17 protein-coding genes and 3 pseudogenes are annotated in these 25,105 nt (G+C 38.8%); 17 read left to right on the top strand and 3 right to left on the bottom strand.

The features are described 5' to 3' along the window. Positions 1-14: 14 nt before the first annotated feature. The 8 genes and pseudogenes from M1D60_RS02670 to M1D60_RS02705 all read left to right on the top strand — a co-directional run bounded on the left by M1D60_RS02670 (position 15) and on the right by M1D60_RS02705 (position 10,442). The gene (locus M1D60_RS02670; protein WP_456277680.1) at positions 15-2,135 is read left to right on the top strand and encodes a histidine kinase; all 2,121 of its coding nucleotides are present in this window, start codon (positions 15-17) and stop codon (positions 2,133-2,135) included. Beyond that, a complete protein-coding gene (locus tag M1D60_RS02675) occupies positions 2,132-2,869 on the top strand; it encodes a LytR/AlgR family response regulator transcription factor (protein ID WP_456277681.1) in 738 nt (245 codons plus the stop codon). Before M1D60_RS02670 ends, M1D60_RS02675 begins: the two co-directional genes overlap by 4 nt. Before the next feature lie 157 nt (positions 2,870-3,026). Further along, positions 3,027-3,611 (top strand): HD-GYP domain-containing protein, encoded by a 585-nt coding sequence (locus M1D60_RS02680; RefSeq protein WP_456277682.1) that lies wholly within the window; start codon positions 3,027-3,029, stop codon positions 3,609-3,611. Between the two features lie 20 nt (positions 3,612-3,631). Continuing rightward, on the top strand, positions 3,632-4,102 hold the full coding sequence (locus M1D60_RS02685; RefSeq protein WP_456277683.1) for a chemotaxis protein CheW: 471 nt from the start codon (positions 3,632-3,634) through the stop codon (positions 4,100-4,102). Between the two features lie 142 nt (positions 4,103-4,244). Next, a pseudogene (locus tag M1D60_RS02690) lies at positions 4,245-4,622 on the top strand (protoglobin family protein); the annotation flags it as partial. A 345-nt stretch (positions 4,623-4,967) separates the two neighbouring features. After that, a pseudogene (locus tag M1D60_RS02695) lies at positions 4,968-5,429 on the top strand (methyl-accepting chemotaxis protein); the annotation flags it as partial. A 185-nt stretch (positions 5,430-5,614) separates the two neighbouring features. Then, on the top strand, positions 5,615-7,123 hold the full coding sequence (locus M1D60_RS02700) for a hypothetical protein (protein ID WP_456277684.1): 1,509 nt from the start codon (positions 5,615-5,617) through the stop codon (positions 7,121-7,123). 55 nt (positions 7,124-7,178) lie between these two features. After that, positions 7,179-10,442, top strand: a complete 3,264-nt coding sequence (locus tag M1D60_RS02705) for a hypothetical protein (RefSeq protein WP_456277685.1) — start codon at positions 7,179-7,181, stop codon at positions 10,440-10,442. A 201-nt stretch (positions 10,443-10,643) separates the two neighbouring features. On the opposite strand, the gene M1D60_RS02710 is transcribed toward M1D60_RS02705, so the two are convergent. The 3 genes and pseudogenes from M1D60_RS02710 to M1D60_RS02720 form a co-directional block, all read right to left on the bottom strand. Next, positions 10,644-12,104, bottom strand: a complete 1,461-nt coding sequence (locus tag M1D60_RS02710; protein ID WP_456275424.1) for an IS1182 family transposase — start codon at positions 12,102-12,104, stop codon at positions 10,644-10,646. A gap of 171 nt (positions 12,105-12,275) precedes the next feature. Then, positions 12,276-12,428 (bottom strand): annotated as a pseudogene (locus M1D60_RS02715) (YjcZ family sporulation protein); the annotation flags it as partial. A gap of 64 nt (positions 12,429-12,492) precedes the next feature. Next, on the bottom strand, positions 12,493-12,588 hold the full coding sequence (locus M1D60_RS02720) for a YjcZ family sporulation protein (RefSeq protein WP_246942660.1): 96 nt from the start codon (positions 12,586-12,588) through the stop codon (positions 12,493-12,495). A gap of 349 nt (positions 12,589-12,937) precedes the next feature. Between M1D60_RS02720 and M1D60_RS02725 the strand changes: the two genes are divergently transcribed. From M1D60_RS02725 to M1D60_RS02765, 9 genes are all read left to right on the top strand, one after another. After that, positions 12,938-13,687, top strand: coding sequence for a glucose 1-dehydrogenase (locus tag M1D60_RS02725; protein WP_456277686.1), 750 nt, complete (start codon positions 12,938-12,940; stop codon positions 13,685-13,687). A 149-nt stretch (positions 13,688-13,836) separates the two neighbouring features. Continuing rightward, entirely contained in the window at positions 13,837-14,937 is a 1,101-nt protein-coding gene (locus tag M1D60_RS02730) for an HD-GYP domain-containing protein (protein ID WP_456277687.1), read from the top strand. Positions 14,938-15,140: 203 nt separating this feature from the next. Next, a complete protein-coding gene (locus M1D60_RS02735; protein ID WP_456277688.1) occupies positions 15,141-15,350 on the top strand; it encodes a hypothetical protein in 210 nt (69 codons plus the stop codon). Positions 15,351-15,425: 75 nt separating this feature from the next. Further along, positions 15,426-16,904 carry a bifunctional diguanylate cyclase/phosphodiesterase gene (locus M1D60_RS02740; protein ID WP_456277689.1) on the top strand — a complete coding sequence of 493 codons (1,479 nt, stop codon included), beginning with the start codon at positions 15,426-15,428 and terminating at the stop codon, positions 16,902-16,904. Between the two features lie 142 nt (positions 16,905-17,046). After that, positions 17,047-18,000: a DMT family transporter gene (locus tag M1D60_RS02745; RefSeq protein WP_456277690.1), complete on the top strand. Its 954-nt coding sequence runs from the start codon at positions 17,047-17,049 to the stop codon at positions 17,998-18,000. 114 nt (positions 18,001-18,114) lie between these two features. Beyond that, positions 18,115-19,164 (top strand): D-alanyl-D-alanine carboxypeptidase family protein, encoded by a 1,050-nt coding sequence (locus M1D60_RS02750; protein WP_456277691.1) that lies wholly within the window; start codon positions 18,115-18,117, stop codon positions 19,162-19,164. A gap of 234 nt (positions 19,165-19,398) precedes the next feature. Beyond that, entirely contained in the window at positions 19,399-21,381 is a 1,983-nt protein-coding gene (uvrB, locus tag M1D60_RS02755; RefSeq protein WP_456277692.1) for an excinuclease ABC subunit UvrB, read from the top strand. A 3-nt stretch (positions 21,382-21,384) separates the two neighbouring features. Continuing rightward, positions 21,385-24,264, top strand: coding sequence for an excinuclease ABC subunit UvrA (gene uvrA / locus M1D60_RS02760; protein ID WP_456277693.1), 2,880 nt, complete (start codon positions 21,385-21,387; stop codon positions 24,262-24,264). 517 nt (positions 24,265-24,781) lie between these two features. Beyond that, the gene (locus M1D60_RS02765) at positions 24,782-25,099 is read left to right on the top strand and encodes a DUF4870 domain-containing protein (protein WP_456277694.1); all 318 of its coding nucleotides are present in this window, start codon (positions 24,782-24,784) and stop codon (positions 25,097-25,099) included. Positions 25,100-25,105 lie beyond the last annotated feature (6 nt).

Here is a 25,105-nt window from a genome sequence, read left to right on the forward strand (position 1 = left end):
TTTATGGGGGTGAAATGTTGGCGTCTACTATTTTATTTGCGTTAGTGTCCTTTATTATTGCTTTTCTAGGTGTATTTGCTGCTCTTTATTTAGCTAGACGTTCCCAACATTCACACTCCTGGTTAATTGGAGCAGCGATTACGTTAGGTCTGAGTATAGCATGCATGCATTTTGTGGGCATGCTAGCGATTCATGACCACGTTTTTACTTATAATATGCTTCAACTAATTTTATCTATAGTGATCGCGGTGATTACTTCTTATGGAGGACTCTATCTTTTATCAAAACCTAAGCAGAAGATTTCCATATTAGCTTTTGCTGGGGTTCTAATAGGCGGTGGTGTATTAGGCCTTCATTATGTTGCACTGCTTGCGATTGATCATATGGAACTTGTGTTTAAGAATAACTCTATGATTCTAGTTCTTATTGGTATTGGATTATTTGCTGTCGCAGGTGTACTTGTGGGTAACAATCCAAATGATCAATTTATTAGGAATAGTCTATTAGGAAGTTTCTTTTTTTCAATAGGAACGGTTAGTGTTCATTATTTCAATATGCATGAAATTTCTGAGCATCAACATACTGTTCCGCCAATACCGTTCTTAGAATATTCATGGGCTATTCTTGGTATCACTTTTTCAATTATCTTTATTTTGTTTTTGGTGCTCATCAATGTGGCTTATTTAGATCGGAAATACGGGGAACAGGTTGCATACAATACGGCAATTAGTGAGGCAAATCACTATTTGAACTTCCTATTAGAGTCAATCCCTAACGGAGTTGTTGTACTTAGCCCAAGAGGAGCTATTACCTTTATTAATAGAATCGGAAAGGAAATTCTTTTTCTATCCGAAGAGGACGTCACAGGTAAGAGCTATACTGAGCCCATATGGAGCTTCTATACTCCAGATGGACAGCCACTTTCGATAGATCAACGGCCTTTTAGTTTAATCAGTCATACAAAAAGACCGATTAAGAATATGGAAGTTCTGTATAAAAAGAATGGGAAAGAACCTGTATTACTGTCACTTAACGGTATCCCTTATTTTAATCAAAATAACGAGGTGCAAGAGATTGTACTTTCATTTACTGATATTACCAATAATCGACAGCAAGAATTGGAGCTTATTGAAAAATCTCATAAGATTGAAGCGATGTTTAACAATACCTCTTTTGGCATTGCGTTATTAGACCATAGAGGACGAATCGTGGAAGCCAATCCGATCTTGGAAGATCTGTTGGGTTATTCTCGCGATGAGCTCAGCCGATTTAGTGAGAAGTATTTTATTGGAAAGATTGTACCCAAAGGCTTTGATGTCAAAGAAGGTGAACGCTATTACCAAGTTGAACGCCGGTTTTTCCATAAGGATGGTACAAGCAGGTGGGCTAAGCTTACCATTTCAGTTCTGCCAGAACCAATCCACTCCTCTTATATTCTATGTATCATGGAGGATATTACGAAAACGAGAGAAATGGAGATTAGTCATCTTCTAAAGGATGCTGAGCTAAGGGTACTTCAAGCACAGATTAATCCGCATTTTTTATTTAATACGTTAAATTCGATTGTCAGTCTTATTCGTGTAAAACCAGAGTGCGCTAGACATATAACCGTTCAGCTAGCTAATTTTATGAGGCTAAATTTAAACTATTCTTCTATTGACTTAGTACCTTTAGTAAAAGAATTACAGCATGTTCATTCGTATTTAGAGATTATTAAAATACGTTTTGAGGATCAAATTGAACTAGTAATCGATATAGCAGAAGATGTGAATCCAGAGCTCTTTTTAATCCCTCCTTTTACAATCCAGCCGTTAATTGAGAATTGCTTGGAACATGGCTTACTCAGTAGAAGAATAGGAGGAGTGGTCAAGGTTTCGATTACAACGAGACACGGTGGTGTGTTGGTTTCAATTGAAGATAATGGGACAGGGATTCATAAGAATATACTAGACCGGTTAGGGCATGAAAAAGTATCAAGCAAGGAAGGAAATGGAGTAGGTATGTATAATGTCAATCAACGCCTATTAATGTTAATCGGATTAAAGGCAGGTCTGCATATCTCTAATATTCCAGAAGGCGGGGCGTCTATTTCCTTCTTTTTGCCTGAAACTGTAGAAAGGATGGAAGCGATATGATTAAGGTAATGATTGCCGAGGATGAAAGACTTGCAAGAGAAGAACTAGAGTATTTACTAAGGCAGGAACCTGATTTGGAGCTTTTACCAAGCGCAGTGGACGGCAAGGAGCTTTTAGCACTTGTTGATCAACTTCATCCTGATGTAATTTTCATGGATATTCGTATGCCTGAGATGGAGGGGACGAAAGCAGCAACGTTATTAAGCTCTAAGCCAGATGGTGGCCCCTTCATTGTCTTTTGTACTGCTTATGAGCAGTTCGCCCTAGAGGCCTTTAGGCTAAATGCTGTTGATTATTTACTAAAGCCATATGAAGTGTTGAGATTGAAGGAGTGTTTGAAACGGGTGAGGGATCGAATGCGGGTTGCAAACAGCCGTATGAGGTCGACCACCCCATCGAACAGTCGAATAATCATTGAGGAAGGCGAAAATATAGTTGTCTTAGATCCTTATGAAATTATTTATGCAGAAAAGGAAGAAAAGCATCTCGTAATTCATACTAACAAGAGGAAAATTAAAGCGAAGATGTCGATACAGCAATTTGAAGATTCCTTTAATGATCAGCAACAGTTTATTAAACCACATCGAAGCTATTTGGTGAATATTGATTATATAAATGAGATCAGACCTTGGATTAATGGCGCCTATAATATTAAGCTAAAGCATGATTCCAAGGCTACTATTCCGGTTTCGCGCAACACAATTAAAACGGTGTTGTCTGTTTTGAATCAATAAAAATTGAAGTATTCAGACCATTTGCTTCTGCATTTCGACCATTCATGTACGTAAAGTGACATTTCCAACCATAATCCGACAAATGAGTGCTTATATACAATAACATGTATATACGTGCAATTCATTTTGGAGAAACGAGGAAGGGAGGAGATGTCATTTGCTAAACTTTTTAAGAAAAGATGTGCGGGTAAAAAACTTACTGCTCATTTTAAAAGATAAAGATTTAGCTACTTACCGGCATTCTGTTCGTGTTGCGAGTATTATAGATTTTATCGCAAAAGAATGGAAACTAGCCGATCGTGAGCTGATTGCTCGGTCTGCCCTTTTACATGATGTGGGGAAACTAAAGATTCCTTCTACCATCCTGCTAAAAAACTCCAAGCTTGATGGGGACGAATGGAACTATATAATGAATCATTCTTTAGATAGTATAGATATTCTTCGTATGCAGTTTGAACCTAATGAAATTGATTATGAAATGGTCAAGCATCACCATGAGAATGAGGATGGAACAGGTTATCCCTCTCGTTTAACTTCAGAGTCGATTTCGTTTCATGCAAAATTGATTAGAATCATAGATAGCTATGAAGCGATGACTGGATATAGACCATACCGAAACCCGTTAACAAAAGATGAGGCTATTCATGAGCTTAGCAAATATAGTGGCACTTATTATGACGATAAAATGTTGAAACGCTTTATAGAAACCGTGAACAAGAAAGATTTAGTAGATACAAAATAGATTGGATGTAGGGGGAAAACATGATGGTGAATCAATATGTAATCTTTAAGTCAGGAAAAGAGGAATTCGGGGTTCCGGTTTCGAGTGTAATCTCGATTGAAAAGATTCAGGCTATTACAGAAATACCAAAAATGCCTGAGTATATGCAGGGGATTACCAATTTCCGTGGAGAAATCATTCCTATATTTGACATGATGCAGATTTTATTTGGACAAGCACTTACCTTGGATGATGATAAAAATAAAATCATTTTAGTGCAACACCATGATGCATCGGTAGGGTTAATTGTCGATGAGGCAAAAGAAATTATTAGTGTGACGTCTGACGATATAAAAGAAGTAACCGGAATGGTTTTTGATGAAACTCCTTATATAAACGGGGTTGTTACATTAAACAATCGACTAGTAACTCTATTAAATCCAGAAGGGCTACTAAATCAGCTTCATGAACTAGAAGCAATTCATAAGCAAATGGAACAATTAACGGTTTAAAATAGAAGGGGATGAGCTCATGATTAAAGGGTTACGAAAATCACAGTCTAAAAAAGAAAACTTATTTGCTCATGCAAATGATTTCTTATCACAAACAAGGATTGAAATCGATACAAAGAGTGATTATCAGACGCAAATTCAAATGATTAGTCTCACGAATGAGCACCTTTCTTATTTGAAGGTTCTACAGCCATATGTAAAGGAGCAGCTATCTCCAATCGTTAATCGTTTTTATCAAAATATTGGCAAGCAACCGTCATTAATGAAGATTATTAATGATAATAGTACGATTGACCGTTTAAAGAAAACACTTGAGAAGCATATTTATGAAATGTTTAATGGTGTGATTGATCAATCGTTTATAAAGCAACGTTATATCATTGCGCATGTTCACGTACGTATTGGCTTACAGCCAAAATGGTATTTATGTGCTTTCCAAGAGCTATATGAATCTATTTTAGCGATTGTTGAAGAGCAGACAGAAAGCAAGTCTGATTATAAGAATGCCGTACTTGCAGTTTCAAAGATTTTTAACTTTGAACAGCAAATTGTTCTTGAAGCGTATGAATTAGAGAATGAAAGAATTCGTTTAGAAGCAGAGGATGCTAAAAACTCAATTAAGCTTAATGTTGCAAAGAATGCAGAAGAGCTAGCTGCAATCAGTGAAGAGACAAGCTCGGCAATTCAGCAAATTGCAGCTAAGACGAAGGATATCGAAGGGTTAACGAAGTCAGGCTCTGCAAGCGCACTTGAGACTGAAGTGAAGTCCAAGGAAGGGATTTCACGTCTTCGTAATCTAGAGTCAGTGATGGTAGATTCCGAGCAAAAGATGAGTAAGATTGCTGCTGATATGGAGAAGTTAACAGCTAGCTCTAAGAAAATCGAAGAAATTGCAACGATGGTCACGTCAATTGCAGAACAGACTAATCTTCTTTCTCTTAATGCTGCGATTGAAGCAGCACGAGCAGGGGAGCATGGTAAAGGGTTTGCTGTTGTTGCGGGTGAGGTTCGTAAGCTTGCCGAGAGTACAAAGGGTGCAGTTACCGAGGTGTACAGTTTAATTAGTGAAATCGATCGTTCATCTGCACAGATGTCTGTGACAACAACAGAGGTTCAATCAGGAATTAAAGATGGTGCCGTTCGTACGAAAGAAACGACCGAATTCTTTGACCAAATTCTAAAGTCAATGGAAGCAGTTAAACAGCAAAACATCCAAATTGCAAAAGAAATGGAAGCCTTAACAGAGATCGTTGTCGATATTAACCAAGCTGTCGAGCAGGTTGCCTACTCGTCTGACGAACTTAACAATATTACCAATCAATTATAAGATTGATGGTTTTTATAAGATTCCCTGCCTCATTGGTGCAGGGAATTTTTTTGTATGAAACCTTTACAGACTTAAGGTTTAATCACCATACAGACAGGTAACTCTATGCATAAGAGCAAAGTCAGGACTTTAACACATTAAAGGAGTGGGGGCCTGTCCCCCAATGCGGTGAAGGGGTAAAGTGGATGAGGCGGTGTGGGATTATAGGTGGTGCTGTGTTGGTGGTTGGTTTTTTGATTTATTTTGGGTTACGTGGTGGAGGTAGTGAGTTTTCGGAGGCTGTTTTGGAGGAGCGGGCTGATCTGTCTTTGGATTGGTTGAGAGGGCAGCAGGATTCGCTTGTTTATCCTGTTGGGGTTGAGTTTTTGGAGGATTATCATGATGAGTATACGGGTAGTGTAGAAGGTACGGTGGATCTGAGAGCATTAGAACAATATGAAAATGGATTAGGTGTTGATGGTCTTTCTGATTATGAGGTGTGGATTTATTCGGTTTCAGAGGTAGATAAGGTATCATCGCCCCCAGTTCTAGAGCTATATGAAAAGCTCTCTATAGATGTTGATGGGACTTTTAAAACAGAGAGTAGTGTCCAGGGGAAGAAGCTGGCTAGGTTGGTTCGTAAGCTAGATGAAGTGGTGCTCGGGACAACGGAAGTACATAAGTATCAACTGATTCGTTCATATTCTGTTCCTGCTGATGACCCCTTAAGTAAGCTAGCAATCCACCGAAGAAGTTGGCTTTATGATAATGCTCTAGCAGTGATTAGTTTTTCCCTCGCTGGAGATCAAGAGCGGGCTTCAAATATTCTATCTTCTCTTGCTGAGCTTCAAAATGAAGATGGCTCCTTTGCTTTTGCCTACGATGTTTATATAGGTCCGATTGATGAAACGAAGCGAAGTGGTTCGATTGCTTGGCTAGGGGATTCTATTCTAAAATATGAAACAGCCTTTGGTGACTCTCAATTTCGTCCAGTTGCAGAGTCCATCGCCCAGTATTTACTCAGTCAACAGGATCATCAAACTGGTAGTATAAAGGGTGGTCCTGATGTGGATTGGTATTCTACTGAACATAATATTGATGCTTATTTCTTTTTTAGAGATTTTGGTATGCTTACTGGTGATGACACCTATAACGAAATATCCGATGCTATCCGGCAAGCTTTATTGACAGATCATTGGAATACAGAAGAAGGTAGATTTAATCAGGGAATTCATGATCAAGCAGAAGCATTAGATGCTAATTCATGGGGGGCAATTTTCTTATTGGCTGTTGGAGAAGAGGAGCTTGCGAAGTCGGCAGTCAGCTACCTAAGTAAATTTGAAGTCCAGAATGCTACAATGATAAAGAGTGACGCGGAATCTACTTATAATATGGCCTATCAAACAAAAGCACCTTTAGTAGGGTATAAGCCTTATGGAAAGGGGTATGAGGAACCACCGGACATTGTATGGACAGAGGGAACATGGGGTGTAATCAATCTTTTCTTACGACAGGAAAAAGATGTGGATCATCTATTAGCCTCTATGTTCGCGATGCAGGATACTGACCCTGCAGGAGGGCTTGTTTACAGCCATTCTAGACAATCGGAGGAGCCATATCTATTCTATGTGTGGCCAGCCGTTGCGAGTACTGCCTGGCAATATATCACGTTGAAAAATCCACGTGCAATTTGGGATGATACAGTAGTAGAATAAGAGAAGATTTATCGTTAGGTTTAAAGAAACGGTGTACATAAGAAAGGTGTCCTTTATGAAAGAAAAAGTTAAGAATAAATTCCGGCTTTATATGTATTTTTTAGTGATGTTTGGGCTTATTGCACTGATTGCTTCTCCATTTTGGCTCTGGTATTTAAAATCAGAAGCAGAATTGAATGTACTAATTGTTGATAAGACAGTTCCTGATTTTTCCTACAGGGAGCATAAAGGTTTTACATGGTTACTTAATCAGAATAAATATGTACAAGCTGATGGAACAGATTACGAATTTACAACCGATTATGTAGGATTTCATCCTAAAGATGATCAAGAGTTTGAGATTAAAGAGCTTCCAGAGGATTTATCAGGCTATGATTTGATGTATATCACAGATGGTTATGGTGTATATGAGGAAGAATTCTACGGAACAAATCAGCAGGGGGCACGTTCTGAAAGCTTGTATGGGGGAATGACGAGTGAAGAGGTGGCTTCCATTAAAGAGGCTGTTACTAAAAACAGAACCCCACTGATTGTCGAGTTTAATACATTTGCAGATCCTACTGAGCAGGCTGTAAGAGAAGAGTTTTACGAATTATTAAACCTACAATGGAGTGGCTGGATTGGTCGCTATTTTATGGATTTAAGTGATGAAGAAGTACCAGTTTGGGTGAAATCTAATTTTCAAACCCAGAACGATCGTGCTTGGGATTTTACAGGTAGTGGTTTAGTATTTGCTGATGAAAATGATCAAATTGTGGTCATCGATGAGCATGGTTTAAAAGAGGGTGGAGTATTATTTAACTACACTGAAAAGGGTCGAGAACAATTGAGTGGCAAAGGGGAAGAAACCTATAATTATTGGTTTGATGTTGTCACTGCCTATAATGAGGATGAGATTCTAGCCACTTATACGTTACCGTTAAATGGCGAAGGGAAAAGGCAGCTCCAGGAATATGATATTCCAGAAGTTTTCCCTGCAATTATTCATCAGGATTCGCTGATTCAAACGTATTACTTTGCTGGTGATTATGCAGACCAGGAAGAGGTCCCAGACTTATATAAAACCTCTGGTTTGAAGCAATGGAGAGAGTATTTTTCATCAAACCCACAAGGCAGTACAGTTCCTTTTTACTGGAAGGTGTATGTCCCGATGATGGATGGGATTTTAAAAGGTATTTTGGACAAGCCGGAAGAACCTATAGAACAAAAAGTTCATGATATTCACACCGAAGATGGGGTTTCTATGATTGGAAAAACAAATGAAACCTATTTACAGGTGTATCGCGATGGGGAATGGGAGGACCTGCTCATTAAAGGGGTTAATATTGGGATGGGGAAACCAGGAACATTCCCAGGTGAAGCTGGTATTTCCAAGCAAGAGTATGCAAGATGGTTTGAGCAAATAGGTGAAATGAATGCGAACTCAATTCGTGTTTACACAATTCATCCTCCAGGGTTTTATGAAGCTCTTTATGAATATAACCAGACAGCTGATGAGCGGATTTATTTATTCCACGGGGTATGGTTGAACGAAGAGGTATTTTATGAAACAATGGATGCTTTCTCAGAGGAGAATGTCGAAGAGTTTAAAGCTGAAATACTTCGAATTGTTGATTTGCTACACGGAAATGCTAATTTACCAGAGCAACCAGGCCATGCGAGTGGAGTGTACCACTATGATGTGTCTCCATATGTACTTGGACTTATGTTGGGAGTCGAGTGGGACCCTGAGGTTGTCTTAGAGACAAATAATAAACATGCGGGTATGGAGGATTTTAAAGGAGACTACATCTACACAGAGAATGCTAATCCGTTTGAGATTTGGTTAGCAGAAATGCTCGAATTCACAATTGCGTACGAAACGGAGACGTATAATTGGCAAAATACAATGAGCTTTACAAACTGGGTAACAACTGATTTATTAGACCACCCAATTGAACCACATCCAAAAGAAGATATGGTAACGGTTGATCCGAATAACATCTACCATACTGAGCAATTAAAAACTGGTTTATTTGCTTCATATCATATCTATCCATACTATCCGGAGTTTTTAAACCTTGAAGAAGAGTATGTGAACTATATTGACCATCGAGGTGAGAAGAACAATTACGCTGGATATTTAAATGATATGAAAAAAGTGCATAGAATGCCGTTAGTCGTTGCGGAGTTTGGGATACCAGCCTCAAGAGGAATTACCCATCGGAGCGTTTACGGCCAGGATCAAGGACATCAATCAGAAACCGAACAAGGGATGAACCTAGTGAAATTGTTTGAAGACATTGTTCAAGAAGATCTTGCAGGTGGGATGGTATTTGTCTGGCAGGATGAGTGGTTTAAACGAACGTGGAATACGATGGATTATGATAATCCTAATCGCCGACCGTTCTGGTCTAATATTCAAACGAGTGAACAAAATTTTGGTCTCTTAAGCTTTGATCCTGGAGAAGAAGGCTTTAAGATTAAAGTAGATGGACAGTTAGAGGATTGGACTGAATCATCTGAGGTTCTCTATCAGGATGAAACGGGAGCTATACAACAAATAAGAATGGATCATGATGAGCGATATTTATATTTGCGGCTAGATTATAAAGAGCCAATCAATTGGAATGAAGACAATTCCTACGTGTTATTTAATACGATTCTTAATCAGGGACAGTCGACTATTCCAGAGACAGATGTAAATGTTTCAGGGATTGATTTTGTTCTTCAGCTTACTGGAGAGGAAACCTCTCGAGTACTCGTGGATAGCTACTATGATCCGTTCTATTTCGATTATGCATATGTTCGTGATATGATTCCTGAAGTGCCAAATGTTGATCAAAAGAATAATGGAGTCTTTTTCCCAATTCGATTAGCTTTAAATAAAGAGTTTATTATTAAAAGAGAGGATGGGACCGAAACCGTATCACCATTTGATCTTGCTGAAACAGGAAAATTACAGTTTGGAAATGGAAATCCACAAGCGGGTGATTACAATTCTTTAACAGATTTTGCTATCAGTAAAGATCGAAAATCTATTGAGGTTAGGTTACCGTGGATGGTGCTTAACTTTAAAGACCCTTCCCAACACGAGGTGATTGGAGATTTATACGCACCTAATGCAGAAGGAATTCCAGATGCTTTCATTGAAGGGATTAAAGTAGGGGTTGTACATTCAAATGATGGAAAAGTTGCTCAAACCTTCCCCGCAGCACTAACTGACGAGAGTGCTTACAGTTTATATCAATGGGAAGAGTGGAATCTACCTAGCTATCAAGAAAGACTGAAAACATCGTATTTTATATTGCAGGATGCTTTTGGAAATATAGAAAAGTAAGAAGAGACACGCTGGAATTATTCTGGCGTGTTTTTTCGATGATATTTTTAAACAAAAAAAGGCTACCCAAGGGGAGACTGCTGAAATTATCGGCAATCTAAAGTTACCGCAATGAAATTAAAAAGATTAGGGGATGATTTTAAACATTCCCTAATCTTTTTTCGTATTTTGTGTTTTGAAAGGCAAAATAAAGGGTTATTTCTAACCCTTTAACGTAATAATTCGTTTCATATTCACTACGAAGAGAGTGGTTGCACTTTGTATGTGCATACCTAAAAGACCATGGGATTGGCTTTTTTTAAAACCATGGCGATTCTTTAACTCTGCATTTTTAGCCTCAATCATATACCTGCTTTTTGCTAGCTCCTTGAACTCATCTGTTTCCTGAAAAAGTTGGTGTTCTTCATGAATTTTATCCTTCTTCAAAGTTACGGTATACGTTTTACTTGCAGCTCCTTCTGTATAACAGCCTTCTCTAAGTGGACAAACCTTACACTTTTCAATATCAAAGTAGTGTGTTTCTCGTAATACTGTTCCTTCAGTCGCATGTTTCTTCTTTCCATGTAAGGCTTTCTTAATCGCCATATGCCCAGCTGTACATACATATCGCCCGGCATCCTTATTGTATTGAAATTCTCCTGATGCCCTTTTGTTTCCCTCTGAAACAGTCTTGCTTAATTTCGATACTAACTTAATTTCTTTCTCTTTCGCATATTCAATCATATCCTTCTCAGAGTAAGCCCCATCGCCAATAAATACTTTTACCTCAATTCCGTTTTCAACAGCTTTCTCAATTAGCTCTTTTGCTTGCTTTCCGTCGTGCTGTTCCCCAGTTGTAACAATTGCCGATGTTACAATACGCTCTGGAACCATTGCGATGTGAGTTTTGTATCCAAAAAATGAAGAATCCGAACTCTTATGTCCTACTTTTGCATCTTTTTCCACCGTTGAATTCAGGTGTTCGATATCATCATTTACGATCTCTTCTAATAAGTTCGCTTTTAATTTCACGTCTTCTTTGATATATAATCTCTCATCTTTTTTAATGATCTCAATTAATTGATTACAATAATTGATATGATCTAGTAGTTCATTCGTACCAGGCTTAGTTGGCATCTTATCTTTATAGGTTTCGTCTTGTTTATAAACGCTCTTTCTAAGTTGTTTGGACTGTTCAATCAATATTTCAATGGGTGATTTAGAGTTAAACATACTGTCCGTATGGGTTGAATCCACAATAATCTGGTTAGATTTAATCAGACCTTCCTGTAAGGCAATCTCAACCGTCTTTTTAATTAGTAAATCTAATAATGAATCGTCTTGTAGACGCAGTTTTCTAAATTTCGTTAGGCTTGTAGGATGCACAATTTTATCTTCGGGTGCTACATCTAAAAAGTATTTAAATGACATATCAAATGTCGCTCTCTCAATTAAATCTCGATCAGACATGGGGTACATTACTTTAAGGAGTAATAATTTAAACATCATAATAGGACATTTAGCTGTAGCACCAAATGCCTCATTATACATATCTTTTAACTCGTCATAGATAAATTCAAAATCAACTAGGTTATTAAATTTCCTCAAGAAATGATCTTTCGGGATTAATATATCATAAAGTGCACTATATGAACTGAGCACTAATTCTTTTTTAGGTAGCATAGTTTCACCAATTTTCTAATGTATTCTTTCACTATGATACCATTTCCCCTCACCAACTGAATCAAATGTATACAAAAAAGGAAGAGTTTCCTCTTCCTTTCAACACAAGGGTATTAATGAGACTTTTTCAGCAGTCTCACCCAAGGGCAGCCTTTTCCTTATATTAATCCATTAGCACCAAGCGGCACCAACGATGATTAATAGAATGAATAATACTACGATTAAAGTGAACGTGCTTCCGCCACCATATGCTGGTGCTGCTACTGGAGCTGTGTAGCCACAACCGCCACCAAATCCTGCACCATAACCTGCGCCATATCCGTAACCTGTTCCGAACATTATAAATTCCTCCTTTATGATTTATATTGATTAGTTTTGAAAACTTAGATTAGTATCCAACGTAAGCTGAACCAACAATAATTAACAAGATAAACAATACTACGATTAGTGCAAAGCCTGCACCGTATCCTCCAACTGCACTCATGATTACACCTCCAAGTCCATTTGTTATACCTTATGTGTTAATTGCCTGTATGGGGAGGGTATTCGCCTATAATATGCAGAAAATGGGCAGAAAAGATTTGTTATACAAGCCTGGATAAGGGTGGGTATACATCTCGCCGGCGGGTGTCGTGGGAGTTTTGTGCGATTTTTACTGACTTTGGTGCAATTCCGCGTCAATCTCGTGCAATTCCACGAAAGTTAGGCTGTGAGTACTCTCTAACTAAGCTTTAAAACGGCAAAGTTCCTACAAAAGATGGGCGCCTCTTAGCCCAACTATTTGTGATTCAACCTAAAAACTGATAGCGTATTACTAAAAAGGAGAGATCTAGATGTCTTTTACTAATAAGGTCGTCATTGTGACAGGTGCTGCAAACGGGATTGGAAAAGGAATCGCGTTGATGTATGCCAATAGTGGAGCGAAGGTAGTGCTAGCCGATCTCGATGAGTCAGCAGGAAATGAAGTAGTAAACCAGATAACTGCAAATGGCGGAGAGGCCACTTTTATTAAGACCGATGTCCGATTAGAATCCGATATTTTAAATCTAATGGCGAAGACAAAGGATACTTTTCAAAAAATTGATATCCTTATCAATAATGCTGGGAAGAGTGAGTTTAAATCTCCTTATGAATTAACGATTGATGAGTGGGATGATATCATTAATACGAATCTTCGAAGTGTGTTTCTTGGTTCGCGTGAAGCTGCGAAGTATATGAAGGAAAATACTGAGGGTGGAGCAATTGTAAACATAGCCTCAACAAGAGCGATTATGTCTGAGCCATCATCAGAGGCCTATGCTGCCACAAAAGGTGGGATTGTATCTCTTACTCATGCCTTAGCAACTTCCTTTGGTGAAAATCATATCACAGTAAATGCAATTTCACCGGGATGGATTGAAACAGGAGATTACTCGAAGCTACGAAAAGTGGATCATGAACAGCATCCTTCACAAAGGGTAGGGGTACCCGATGATATTGCAAGAGCATGCTTATACCTTACTACTAAAGAAAATGACTTTATAACGGGAATCAATCTTGTTATTGATGGTGGGATGACAAAGAAAATGATGTATGAGGAATAATACCTTCGAAGTTAACTGGAAAAATATTTAGGTTTACAAAAAAAACAAGTCTTTTTCTTCATCAGTAATTATTATAAAATTAAGTGAAATATATGTCGAAACTTGACGATACTTAATTAAGATGCTAAGAAGAAAAGGGTGAAGACAGGATGGAACTCAAGGTTGAGAGGATTTTAAAAACGTTATGGGCAATTTGTATAATGGGTGCTCTAGTAGTAACGTCTGTCTATCTGTTCATACTTGGCGAACTTTCTCAGACTTTTTTTATAACACTCGGCGTATTGTTATTTGGTTTCATACCGTACACGGTCATTCATCGATTTTCGCCTAAGAAATATCGGGCAGACTTCCTTTTTATCAACGTTTGCTTTGTGATCACAACCCTTAGCTTGTCTTTACCATTCTATAATTACTTTTTGATGATCTTTTTACCTCTCACATCGATTCTTTTTAATAGACGAAGGATCTTTTACATAGCAAGTGGTTTTACCATATTAGTATCTATCTATACTTCATTTTTTGGTGGGTATCAAATCGCTCCTATCCAAGGAATCATTGACTTAACCTTTTTACTTACTTATCTAATTATTTTGGATTTCGTGGTACGGGCGAACGCTCAGTATATTCGCACATCTTATATTTATGATAAAACGGTTAATACCTTAATTCTTGCTGTTGAAGCAAAGGATGACTATACAAGAGGGCATTCGATTAGAGTTTCGGACTATGCGATGATGATTGGCACGTATATGAGCAAGATTGGTTACAAGGTTGATCTTGAGTCACTTAGAATTAGCTCAATTTTACATGATATTGGTAAAATTAATATCCCTCATGAGATTCTGTCGAAGGATGGTAAGCTTACGATGGAGGAATATGATTTAATCAAAACTCATTCGCAAAATGGAGCGGATTTAGCACAGGACCTTGGATATCCTTCAAACATCGTCGAAGACATTCTATATCACCATGAAAGGTTTGATGGAAAGGGTTATCCCAAAGGAATTGCGGATCATGAAATGCCGATTAACTCTAAAATCATTGCCATTGCTGATACGTTTGATGCCTTAACAAGCAATCGCTCCTACCGTAAGGCGTTCACAATGGAAGAGGCTAGGCAGATTGTATTAGAATGTATGGGTACACAATTTAATCCTGAATTCAAATCTATTTTTGAGTCAGTATATCCACAATTTGTTGACTATCAAGTGGTAAAAAAAACCGATAAAAAGTTTTCAAAGGCCATATAAAAAACAAGAGCTTGCTAAAGGAGTTACACCTTTTGGCAAGCTTTTTTGGTTTTTAGTTTTTTAATAGGAACACCGTACTGTATAGGAGTCTATTCCTATATGGCTTGAAAAATAGGAGTCTAAGGTGATAGATAAACTGCTTCATTTGTTCCAAAATGAGAATATAGAATGATTATATTTTCTATGGAGAGGAGGAAGCAGAATTGTTCTCACATCCAAGGGATTTCAATTATTTTCATGTACTTAAAAAAAGCTCATCGATCGTTTTTGATTTATTGCAAAAGACGGTTGGAATTAATACGTTTTTTATCGCGGTGAATGACCAGAAAACCAACTATTTTATTGATGCTTTTAATCGAAATGAGACATTAGTAGAAGTGGGAACGACTCTTCCCTTTAGCAATGTATACTGAAGGCTTGTCGAAAATCGTGGTCGTGAACCACTTTTCATACCAAAGCTTTCAGAAAATAACCACACAGCCTTTAATGTGATCACTGAACAACTAGGTGGAGAAGGCTGCTATTTTGGTGTTCCATTATTTTCTAAGGATAATCAAATGATTGGCACTTTGTGTGGATTAGATTCTAAGCCATACGTCTTCACGGAAGACGAGATTGAGTATGTTCAATCTTTGGCGCATCTTATTACGCAAACGATCATTATGGAAGGTCTATTAATAAAGGACCAACTAACTGGTTTCTATAACCGAGAGTTTGCTAAATCGTATTTAGAAAACGATCAGCATCATAAAAATGGAGTGTTTGCACTTCTTTACATGGACATTGATCGGTTCAAGTTAATCAATGATAATTACGGACATGAGGTTGGAGATCAGCTGGTTCAACAGCTTGCAGAGAGAATTAATACATTGATTGCCCAGGATGCGATTGCTTGTAGAATGGGTGGAGATGAGTTTCTAATTATTTATCCAAAAACTACGCAGCAGTCTATTAATCATTATTTATTTGAGGTAGAAAAGCTTGCTGAACAAATTATTGAAACAATTGCAAAGCCGGTTAAAATAAATGGTCTAGAAGTATTGGTACAGGTGAGTATTGGAATTTCCTTATATCCGCTTCATGCTAAGGATATGACTTCCTTATTGAAAAACGCAGATATGGCTATGTACAAGGCGAAGGGAAATGGGACGAAGATTGAAGTATATGATCGTCATCATGGGAAGACGCTAGCGAGGCAGTTGATGCTAGAGAATGAAATGCGTAAAGCCCTTGAACGGAATGAATTTATGCTTCATTATCAATCTCAATATGATATACAGACGGGTAAGCTTATTGGACTAGAAGCCCTTATTAGATGGGAGCACCCCATTTATGGGATGATTTCTCCTGGGGAATTTATCCCAATTGCGGAAGAGACCGGGTTAATCGTTGAAATTGGGGAATGGGTCATTGAGCGTGTTTGTCTGGATGGGGTAGAATGGCTTAAACAGGGGAGACGGCCTATCCAATTTTCCCTTAATATCTCTTCTGAGCAGATCAGATCGAAGGAATTTGTTGAGCGTGTAGAGGCTATTATTGAAGGAACGGGCTTTGATCCAAATTGGCTAAAGTTTGAAATTACAGAATCTCTTTTCATGGAGAACATGGAGGTTGCGGTTAAGGTAATTGCCCGTCTGAAAGGAACTGGATTATGGACGGCTCTTGATGATTTTGGTACAGGCTATTCATCCTTAAGCTATATCAAGCATCTTCCTATTGATTTCTTGAAAATTGACCGAGCTTTTATAAGGGAGATTTTGGACAGCAAAGGTGATCAGGCAATTGTAAAAGCAATGATTACCCTAAGTAATGAGCTTGGAATTGGGATCGTCGCGGAGGGCATAGAGGATGAATCCCAGCATGCCTATTTAAAGCAGGTGGGCTGTCATATCGGGCAAGGCTTCTATTATCAAAGGCCGGTTCCTTTTGAGACACTTGTTATGATGAATAAGGTAACGATTAGTTAGGGCTGTTTTGTTTAAGAAAACAGCCTTAAAAAGAGGGGATTCCCTCTTTTTTTGTTCATTTTTATAGCACAATCTTTCATGTGGGTGTATGATAACTAAAAATGGAAATTTCTAAAAACTTAGTCTGAAATGGGGTTTTCCTATGAAGGCATTTTTAATTGGTATCTTATCATCCGCTTTCTTCGCTTGCACATTTATATTAAACCGTGCGATGGAGCTTTCTGGAGGTAGCTGGCTTTGGAGTGCCTCACTCCGTTATTTTTTTATGATTCCTTTTTTAGTGATGATTGTTGCGTTAAGAGGTAATTTGAAGCCACTCCTTAAAGAGTTAATCGCGAAGCCAGTTCCATGGCTAATTTGGAGTTTTATTGGCTTTGGTTTGTTTTATGGTCCGATTACCTTTGCGGCTGCTTCTGGGCCTGGTTGGTTAGTAGCGGGTACTTGGCAATTTACGATTATTGCGGGAATTCTGCTAACACCATTCTTTCTTGATGGCAAAGGAAAACGACAGACCATTCCGCTCAAAAGCTTGCTTTTTTCGAGTCTCATTTTTATTGGAATTATCATTCTACAGCTTGAAAACGCCAAGGATGGACTCACATTACATTTAGTGCTTACAGGGGTGTTACCCGTTGTAATTGCTGCCTTTGCTTATCCATTGGGAAATCGACGAATGATGGTACTTTATACAGGAAAGCTCGATACCTTCCAGAGGGTGCTAGGTATGACGTTAGCCTCGATGCCATTGTGGGTGATTCTTGCCATCATGGGGTATGCAACAGTAGGGGCACCGAGCAGTAGTCAGGTAATCCAGACTATTTTGGTTGCTATATCATCAGGGGTTGTTGCCACACTATTATTTTTCTTTGCTACTGAGTTGGTGAAGGATGATCCAGGGCGTCTTGCGGCAGTTGAAGCCACACAATCATCCCAAATACTATTTGTCATTATTGGAGAAATGCTCTTTTTATCGATGCCGCTTCCATCTATGATCTCGTTCATGGGTGTCACGCTCGTCATCATGGGAATGGTGTTTCATAGTGTATTAAGTAAAAAGCTTACTATAAAGCCCAAGGTGAACAGACTTAGTGTATAGAGTCTGTTTTTTCAAGCACCCCCAAAAAACAAGATTTGCTAGAACTATTTAAGATATACTAGTTTGGTCTACCCTATCATTTTATATAGAAGTGCTCAGGAGTGATTTTGGAAAATGAAGATAATCAAGAGCCTAGTCATTATGTTTTTATTATTTGAGTTTCTGTCAATTGCTCCTACTCTGGCAGATGAACATCTAAATCTCCACAGTGAAAGTGCGATCCTAATCGATGCCAAAACAGGATTAGTTTTATATGAGAAAAATAGTAAGAAGCAGATGTATCCAGCCAGTATTACGAAGCTAGTAACTGGAATCGTTGCAATTGAGGAAGGGCAATTAGAGGACGAAGTGACAGTTAGTGAGAATGCTAGAAATGTAGAGGGAACAAAAGTATATTTAAATGAAGCTGAGGTTGTAACTCTTCATAAGCTCATTCAAGGACTGTTAATTAATTCAGGAAATGATGCGGGAGTGGCGATTGCTGAGCATATGGACTCGACAGTAGAAGGATTTTCAGAGCGGATGAATTCTTTTATTCTTGAAAAGGTAGGGGTGACTGACAGCTCCTTTGTAAATCCACACGGACTCTTTGCTGAAGAGCATTACACAACTGCCTATGATATGGCGAAAATCATGAGATATGCTATGCAAAATGAAGAGTTTGAGAAGATCATACGAACGGTATCCCTCCCGTGGAAAGGGGAGACCTGGGAAACGGTCCTTGTTAATCATCACCGGATGATGCATGAGATCCCATATGAAGGGGTCATTGGCGGGAAAAATGGCTATGTTCAAAAGTCTGGTTTTACTCTTGTAACAGTTGCACAGCGGGGAGAAACTCAGTTGATTGCCGTTACTTTACAAGCAAATGGCAGAAATCAACCGTATCAAGATACAATGGCTCTGTTTGACTATGGGTTTAAGCATTATGACACTAGCTTAATTCCCGAATTTCTTTATATGAATCAGAGTGAGATCATTTTACCTGAGAAATTAAGCCAACCCGTTGATGCTTTGAAAATGGTGGAGAGTGAACGGAAGCTTTTACAATCTAATGAACATCCTGACGTTAGCAGGATTGTTTTCCTAAGTTTGGTTATTGCTGGAACTTTTCTGTTTGTCTTATTTATAAAAATAAGGAAGAACAAGCAGTTTTATTTATAAATAAGTACATTTACGCCTATCCTTAAGGGGAAGGCGTATTTTTGCGCTTCGAATTTTACATAATTTGTATATTAAGAGCAGAAGTGCACGAAACTCAGATAAAATTGCACAAATACATGATTCGACCCTTACAATAATATTAAAAAACGAATATTCGTTCGCATATTTCTTGGTTTTTTATTCGGTAATTGATACAATAGAGTACAGAGAAAAGATGGATAGGAGGCTTCACGAGTGACAGATCAGTTCGAATTAGTCTCAGCCTATTCTCCACAGGGAGATCAGCCAAAGGCAATACAAAAAATTGTAGATGGAATTCGAAATAACCAAAGACATCAGACGCTATTAGGAGCAACAGGAACAGGGAAAACATTTACGATTTCCAACGTGATTAAAGAGGTTAATAAACCAACCTTAGTGATTGCCCACAACAAGACGCTTGCGGGCCAGCTTTATAGTGAATTTAAAGAGTTTTTTCCAAATAATGCGGTTGAATACTTTGTTAGCTATTATGACTATTACCAGCCTGAAGCCTACGTTCCACAGACGGACACATTTATAGAAAAGGATGCATCCATTAATGATGAGATAGACAAGCTCCGACACTCTGCTACCTCATCACTAATTGAACGCAATGATGTCATCATTATTGCGAGTGTATCATGTATATACGGTTTAGGTTCACCAGAAGAATATCGTGAACTTGTTGTTTCCCTTCGAGTCGGGATGGAAAAAGAACGAAATAAATTATTACGCGATTTAGTTGATATTCAATATGCTCGCAATGATATCGATTTCCAGCGCGGTACGTTTCGAGTTCGTGGTGACGTTGTCGAGATATTCCCAGCTTCACGTGACGAACATTGTATTCGTGTCGAGTTTTTTGGTGATGAAATCGACCGGATTCGTGAGGTTGATGCGTTAACAGGGGAGATCATCGCAGACCGTGACCATGTGGCTATTTTCCCTGCTTCCCACTTCGTTACTCGTGAGGAGAAGATGAAAGTAGCGATTGAAAATATTGAAGCAGAGCTTGAGGTTCGTTTAGAAGAGCTCCGTGAAAATGGCAAGCTACTAGAAGCGCAAAGGCTTGAGCAGCGGACTCGTTATGACCTTGAAATGATGAGAGAGATGGGCTTTTGTTCTGGAATTGAAAATTATTCGAGACATTTAACCCTTCGACCATCAGGCTCTACTCCATATACTTTAATAGATTTCTTTCCGAAGGATTTTTTAATTGTCATTGATGAGTCACATGTTACTCTTCCGCAAATAAGGGGTATGTTTAATGGAGACAAAGCAAGAAAATCTGTGCTAGTTGACCATGGCTTCCGTTTACCGTCGGCATTAGATAATCGTCCGTTAATGTTTGATGAATTTGAAAAGCATATCAATCAAATTGTATTTGTATCTGCTACACCAGGGCCGTATGAGATTGAGCATACACCTGAAATGGTGGAACAAATTATTAGACCAACCGGATTACTTGATCCAACCATCGATGTTCGTCCGATTAAAGGGCAAATAGATGATCTTCTTGGTGAGCTACATACCAGAATTGAAAAAAATGAACGGGTGTTAATTACCACGTTAACGAAGAAAATGTCAGAGGATTTAACGAATTATTTAAAGGATCTCGGCATTAAGGTGAATTATCTTCACTCAGAAATTAAAACGCTTGAGCGAATTGAAATTATTCGAGACTTACGTCTAGGTAAATATGATGTTCTAATTGGAATCAATCTTTTAAGAGAAGGATTAGATATTCCAGAGGTTTCACTGGTTGCGATACTTGATGCTGATAAAGAAGGCTTTTTACGATCAGAGCGATCATTAATTCAGACAACCGGACGTGCTGCTCGTAACGCTAATGGACATGTGATCATGTATGCGGATAAAATTACCAACTCGATGGAAATTGCCATTAATGAGACAAAACGTCGTCGTGAAATTCAAGAAGCATATAACAAAGAGCATGGTATTACTCCTCAAACGATTCAAAAGAAGATACGTGATGTAATCAGGGCAACCGTTGCGGCGGAAACAGAGGAGCAATATGATGCAGCGCCATCATTTGCTAATTTATCTAAGCCAGAACGTAAAAAGCTAATGGAAAACCTTGAAGTGGAGATGAAGGAAGCTGCACGGGCATTGAACTTCGAACGAGCTGCCGAGCTTCGTGACTTGTTATTAGAACTGAAAGCGGAAGGAAAATAAGAAATGGCAATGGACAAAATTATTGTAAAAGGGGCACGTGCCCATAATTTAAAAAATATAGATGTTACCATTCCGCGCGATCAACTAGTGGTTCTCACTGGTTTATCGGGATCTGGAAAATCATCTCTTGCCTTTGACACCATTTATGCGGAAGGTCAAAGACGATATGTGGAGTCACTATCTGCCTACGCGAGACAATTTTTAGGGCAGATGGATAAGCCTGACGTGGATGCGATTGAAGGACTTTCACCTGCGATTTCTATTGATCAGAAAACAACGAGCCGTAATCCGCGTTCAACCGTTGGTACCGTAACGGAAGTATATGATTACCTGCGCCTTTTATTTGCTAGGGTTGGTCGCCCGGTATGTCCGATCCACGGCATAGAAATTAGCTCGCAAACGATTGAGCAGATGGTTGACCGAATTCTGGAGTATCCTGAACGGACGAAACTACAAATTTTAGCTCCGATTGTTAGTGGAAGAAAAGGAACCCATGTGAAGGTACTGGAGGATATTAAGAAACAAGGCTTTGTCCGTATCCGAGTGAATGGTGAATTGGTCGAGCTATCAGAGGATATTGAACTAGAAAAAAATAAAAAGCATTCGATAGAAGTTGTAATTGATAGAATCATCGTCAAGGAGGGTGTTGCTGCTAGACTTTCTGACTCATTAGAAACGGCACTCCGACTTGGCGATGGTCGAGTAATGGTTGATGTGATGGATCTTGAAGAGGAGCATCTATTTAGTGAGCACCATGCATGTCCACATTGTGGATTTTCAATCGGCGAGCTTGAGCCAAGAATGTTCTCTTTTAACAGTCCATTTGGTGCGTGTACAAGCTGTGATGGGTTAGGAACAAAGCTTGAAGTAGACATGGAGCTTGTTATCCCAGATTGGGATAAGACTTTACGAGAGCATGCGATTGCGCCATGGGAGCCAACGAGCTCACAATATTATCCTCAGCTTTTAGAATCAGTCTGTGATCACTATGGTGTTGATATGGATTTACCGGTTAAAGATATTCCGAAGCATTTAATGGATCGAATCTTATATGGAAGTGATGGAGAAGATATCTATTTCCGTTATGAAAATGATTTTGGTCAGGTTCGTGAAAACTATGTGCCGTTTGAAGGAATCTTTGCCAATGTGGAACGTCGCTATCGTGAAACAAGCTCTGATTATATTCGTGAGCAAATGGAGAAATACATGGCTCAGCTACCTTGTCCTACCTGTGACGGACATCGACTAAAAAAGGAAAGTTTAGCGGTCTTTGTTGGAGATAATCATATTGGTCATGTGACAAACTACTCAATCACGGAAGCTTATAATTATGTGACAGGACTTACCCTTTCTGAAAAGGAAACCAAAATTGCTCACATGATTATAAGAGAAATTCAAGAACGTCTTGGTTTCTTAATCAATGTGGGACTTGATTATCTTTCTATGAGTCGTGCAGCTGGAACGTTATCTGGTGGAGAGGCCCAGCGGATTCGATTGGCTACTCAGATTGGTTCAAGATTAACGGGAGTTTTATATATTTTAGATGAGCCTTCAATAGGGCTACACCAGCGAGATAATGACCGTCTTATTCATACGCTGCAAAGTATGCGTGATATCGGGAATACGTTAATCGTCGTTGAGCATGATGAAGACACAATGATGGCTGCTGACTATTTAATCGATATTGGTCCAGGTGCAGGTGTTCACGGGGGACAAATTATTTCACAGGGTACTCCTCAAGAGGTAATGAACGATCCCAATTCATTAACTGGTCAATATTTATCTGGTCGAAAGTTTATTCCAATTCCAACCGAGCGAAGAAAGCCGGATGGACGATATCTTGAAATTATTGGTGCGAAGGAAAATAACTTAAAAAATGTGAAAGTAAAATTCCCACTAGGGACATTTATGGCAGTAACAGGGGTGTCTGGTTCTGGGAAAAGTACGTTAATTAACGAAATTCTCTATAAATCTTTAGCACAAAAACTTAATAGAGCGAAAGCTAGACCAGGGGAGCATAAAGATGTCAAAGGAATTGACCAGCTTGAAAAGGTCATTGATATTGATCAATCTCCAATCGGAAGAACACCGAGATCGAACCCGGCTACCTATACGGGTGTATTTGACGATATCCGTGATGTATTTGCTTCAACGAATGAGGCTAAAGTACGCGGCTATAAAAAAGGAAGATTCAGCTTCAACGTAAAAGGTGGAAGATGTGAAGCCTGTCGTGGAGATGGGATCATTAAAATCGAGATGCATTTCCTCCCAGATGTGTATGTACCATGTGAGGTGTGTCACGGTAAGCGATACAACCGTGAAACGTTAGAAGTAAAATATAAGGATAAAAACATATCTGATGTACTCGAAATGACGGTTGAGGACGCGTTAGTATTCTTTACGAATATCCCGAAAATCAGTCGAAAGCTACAAACAATTGTGGATGTTGGGCTTGGTTATGTTAAACTGGGTCAGCCTGCAACCACTCTCTCAGGTGGTGAGGCACAAAGAGTGAAGTTAGCCTCTGAGCTACACCGTCGTTCAACAGGTCGCTCCATGTATATCCTTGATGAACCAACGACTGGACTGCATGTGGATGATATTGCTCGACTCCTTGAGGTTCTCCAACGCTTAGTAGACAATGGAGATACGGTGCTGGTAATCGAGCATAATCTTGATGTCATCAAAGCAGCAGATTACCTCGTTGACTTAGGACCAGAAGGCGGCGACAAGGGAGGAACAATTGTAGCAACTGGAACTCCCGAGGACGTCATCAAGGTAGACGCATCCTACACAGGAAAGTATTTAAAGCCGGTCCTTGAGAGAGACCGTGAACGAACAGTAAAACGGATCAAAGAATTAGAATCAATTGGACAATCCTGATTACATGGGCTCTAGCTTTTGGCTAGAGCTTTTTAAATATGTCCAAAAGCTAGTTATAATTACGACTTTTTGAGTAATACACTGAAATAGAAAAGTTTTTTTGATTAATATTTTACCTTTCTTAAAACATTTAGTTGATTGTAGTGGAAGGCAATCGACTCCTGCGGGAGATGAGGGAAGTGTGAGACCCCACAGGCGTAGCTTGTCTAGTTGCAGTGCCCAACTCCTCGAGGTCAAATAACCCTTCTAGAATAAAAGGGAAAACCATCCTTTTTTTCTAGAAGGAACATTTGCTTATCGGAGCTAAACGGGCACTTCCACTTTTCGTTAGAGGAGGCTCACATCCCTCCCCGCGGAAAGCGAGTGCCTGCAGCGGAGATCAACGGACCCAATATGAATTCAATCTTTTTGTTATAAAGCAACAAAGTTTGCGAAAACATCAATTAGAAATTATTTATTAAATCCATGAAACTTCTGTAATACTTTATCGTAAATAATAGAAAGGAGTAGTGATAACATGGATTCAAACAACACGAATAAGCTTATATCTTCATTATGTTATTTTAGTATTTTCTTCGCAGGATTTATTTTGCCCATTGCGGTTTATTTTATTGTAGATGATGCAGAGGTTAAGCGTCACGCATCTCGAGCGCTAATCTCACACATTATTCCGCTTATTACAATCCCCGTCTTCGTTTTCTTTGGATTTTTAGCTGATGCGGGTGGTGGGTTTGGACTATTTATTTTGCTAGGGTTTTTATTAGCATTTTTAATAAATATGGTCATCATTGTATGGAATGTAATAAAAGGAATTCAAGTGTTAAAAACTTACTAATAGATC

It is taken from the genome of Bacillus sp. AK128 (genome assembly GCF_053903075.1).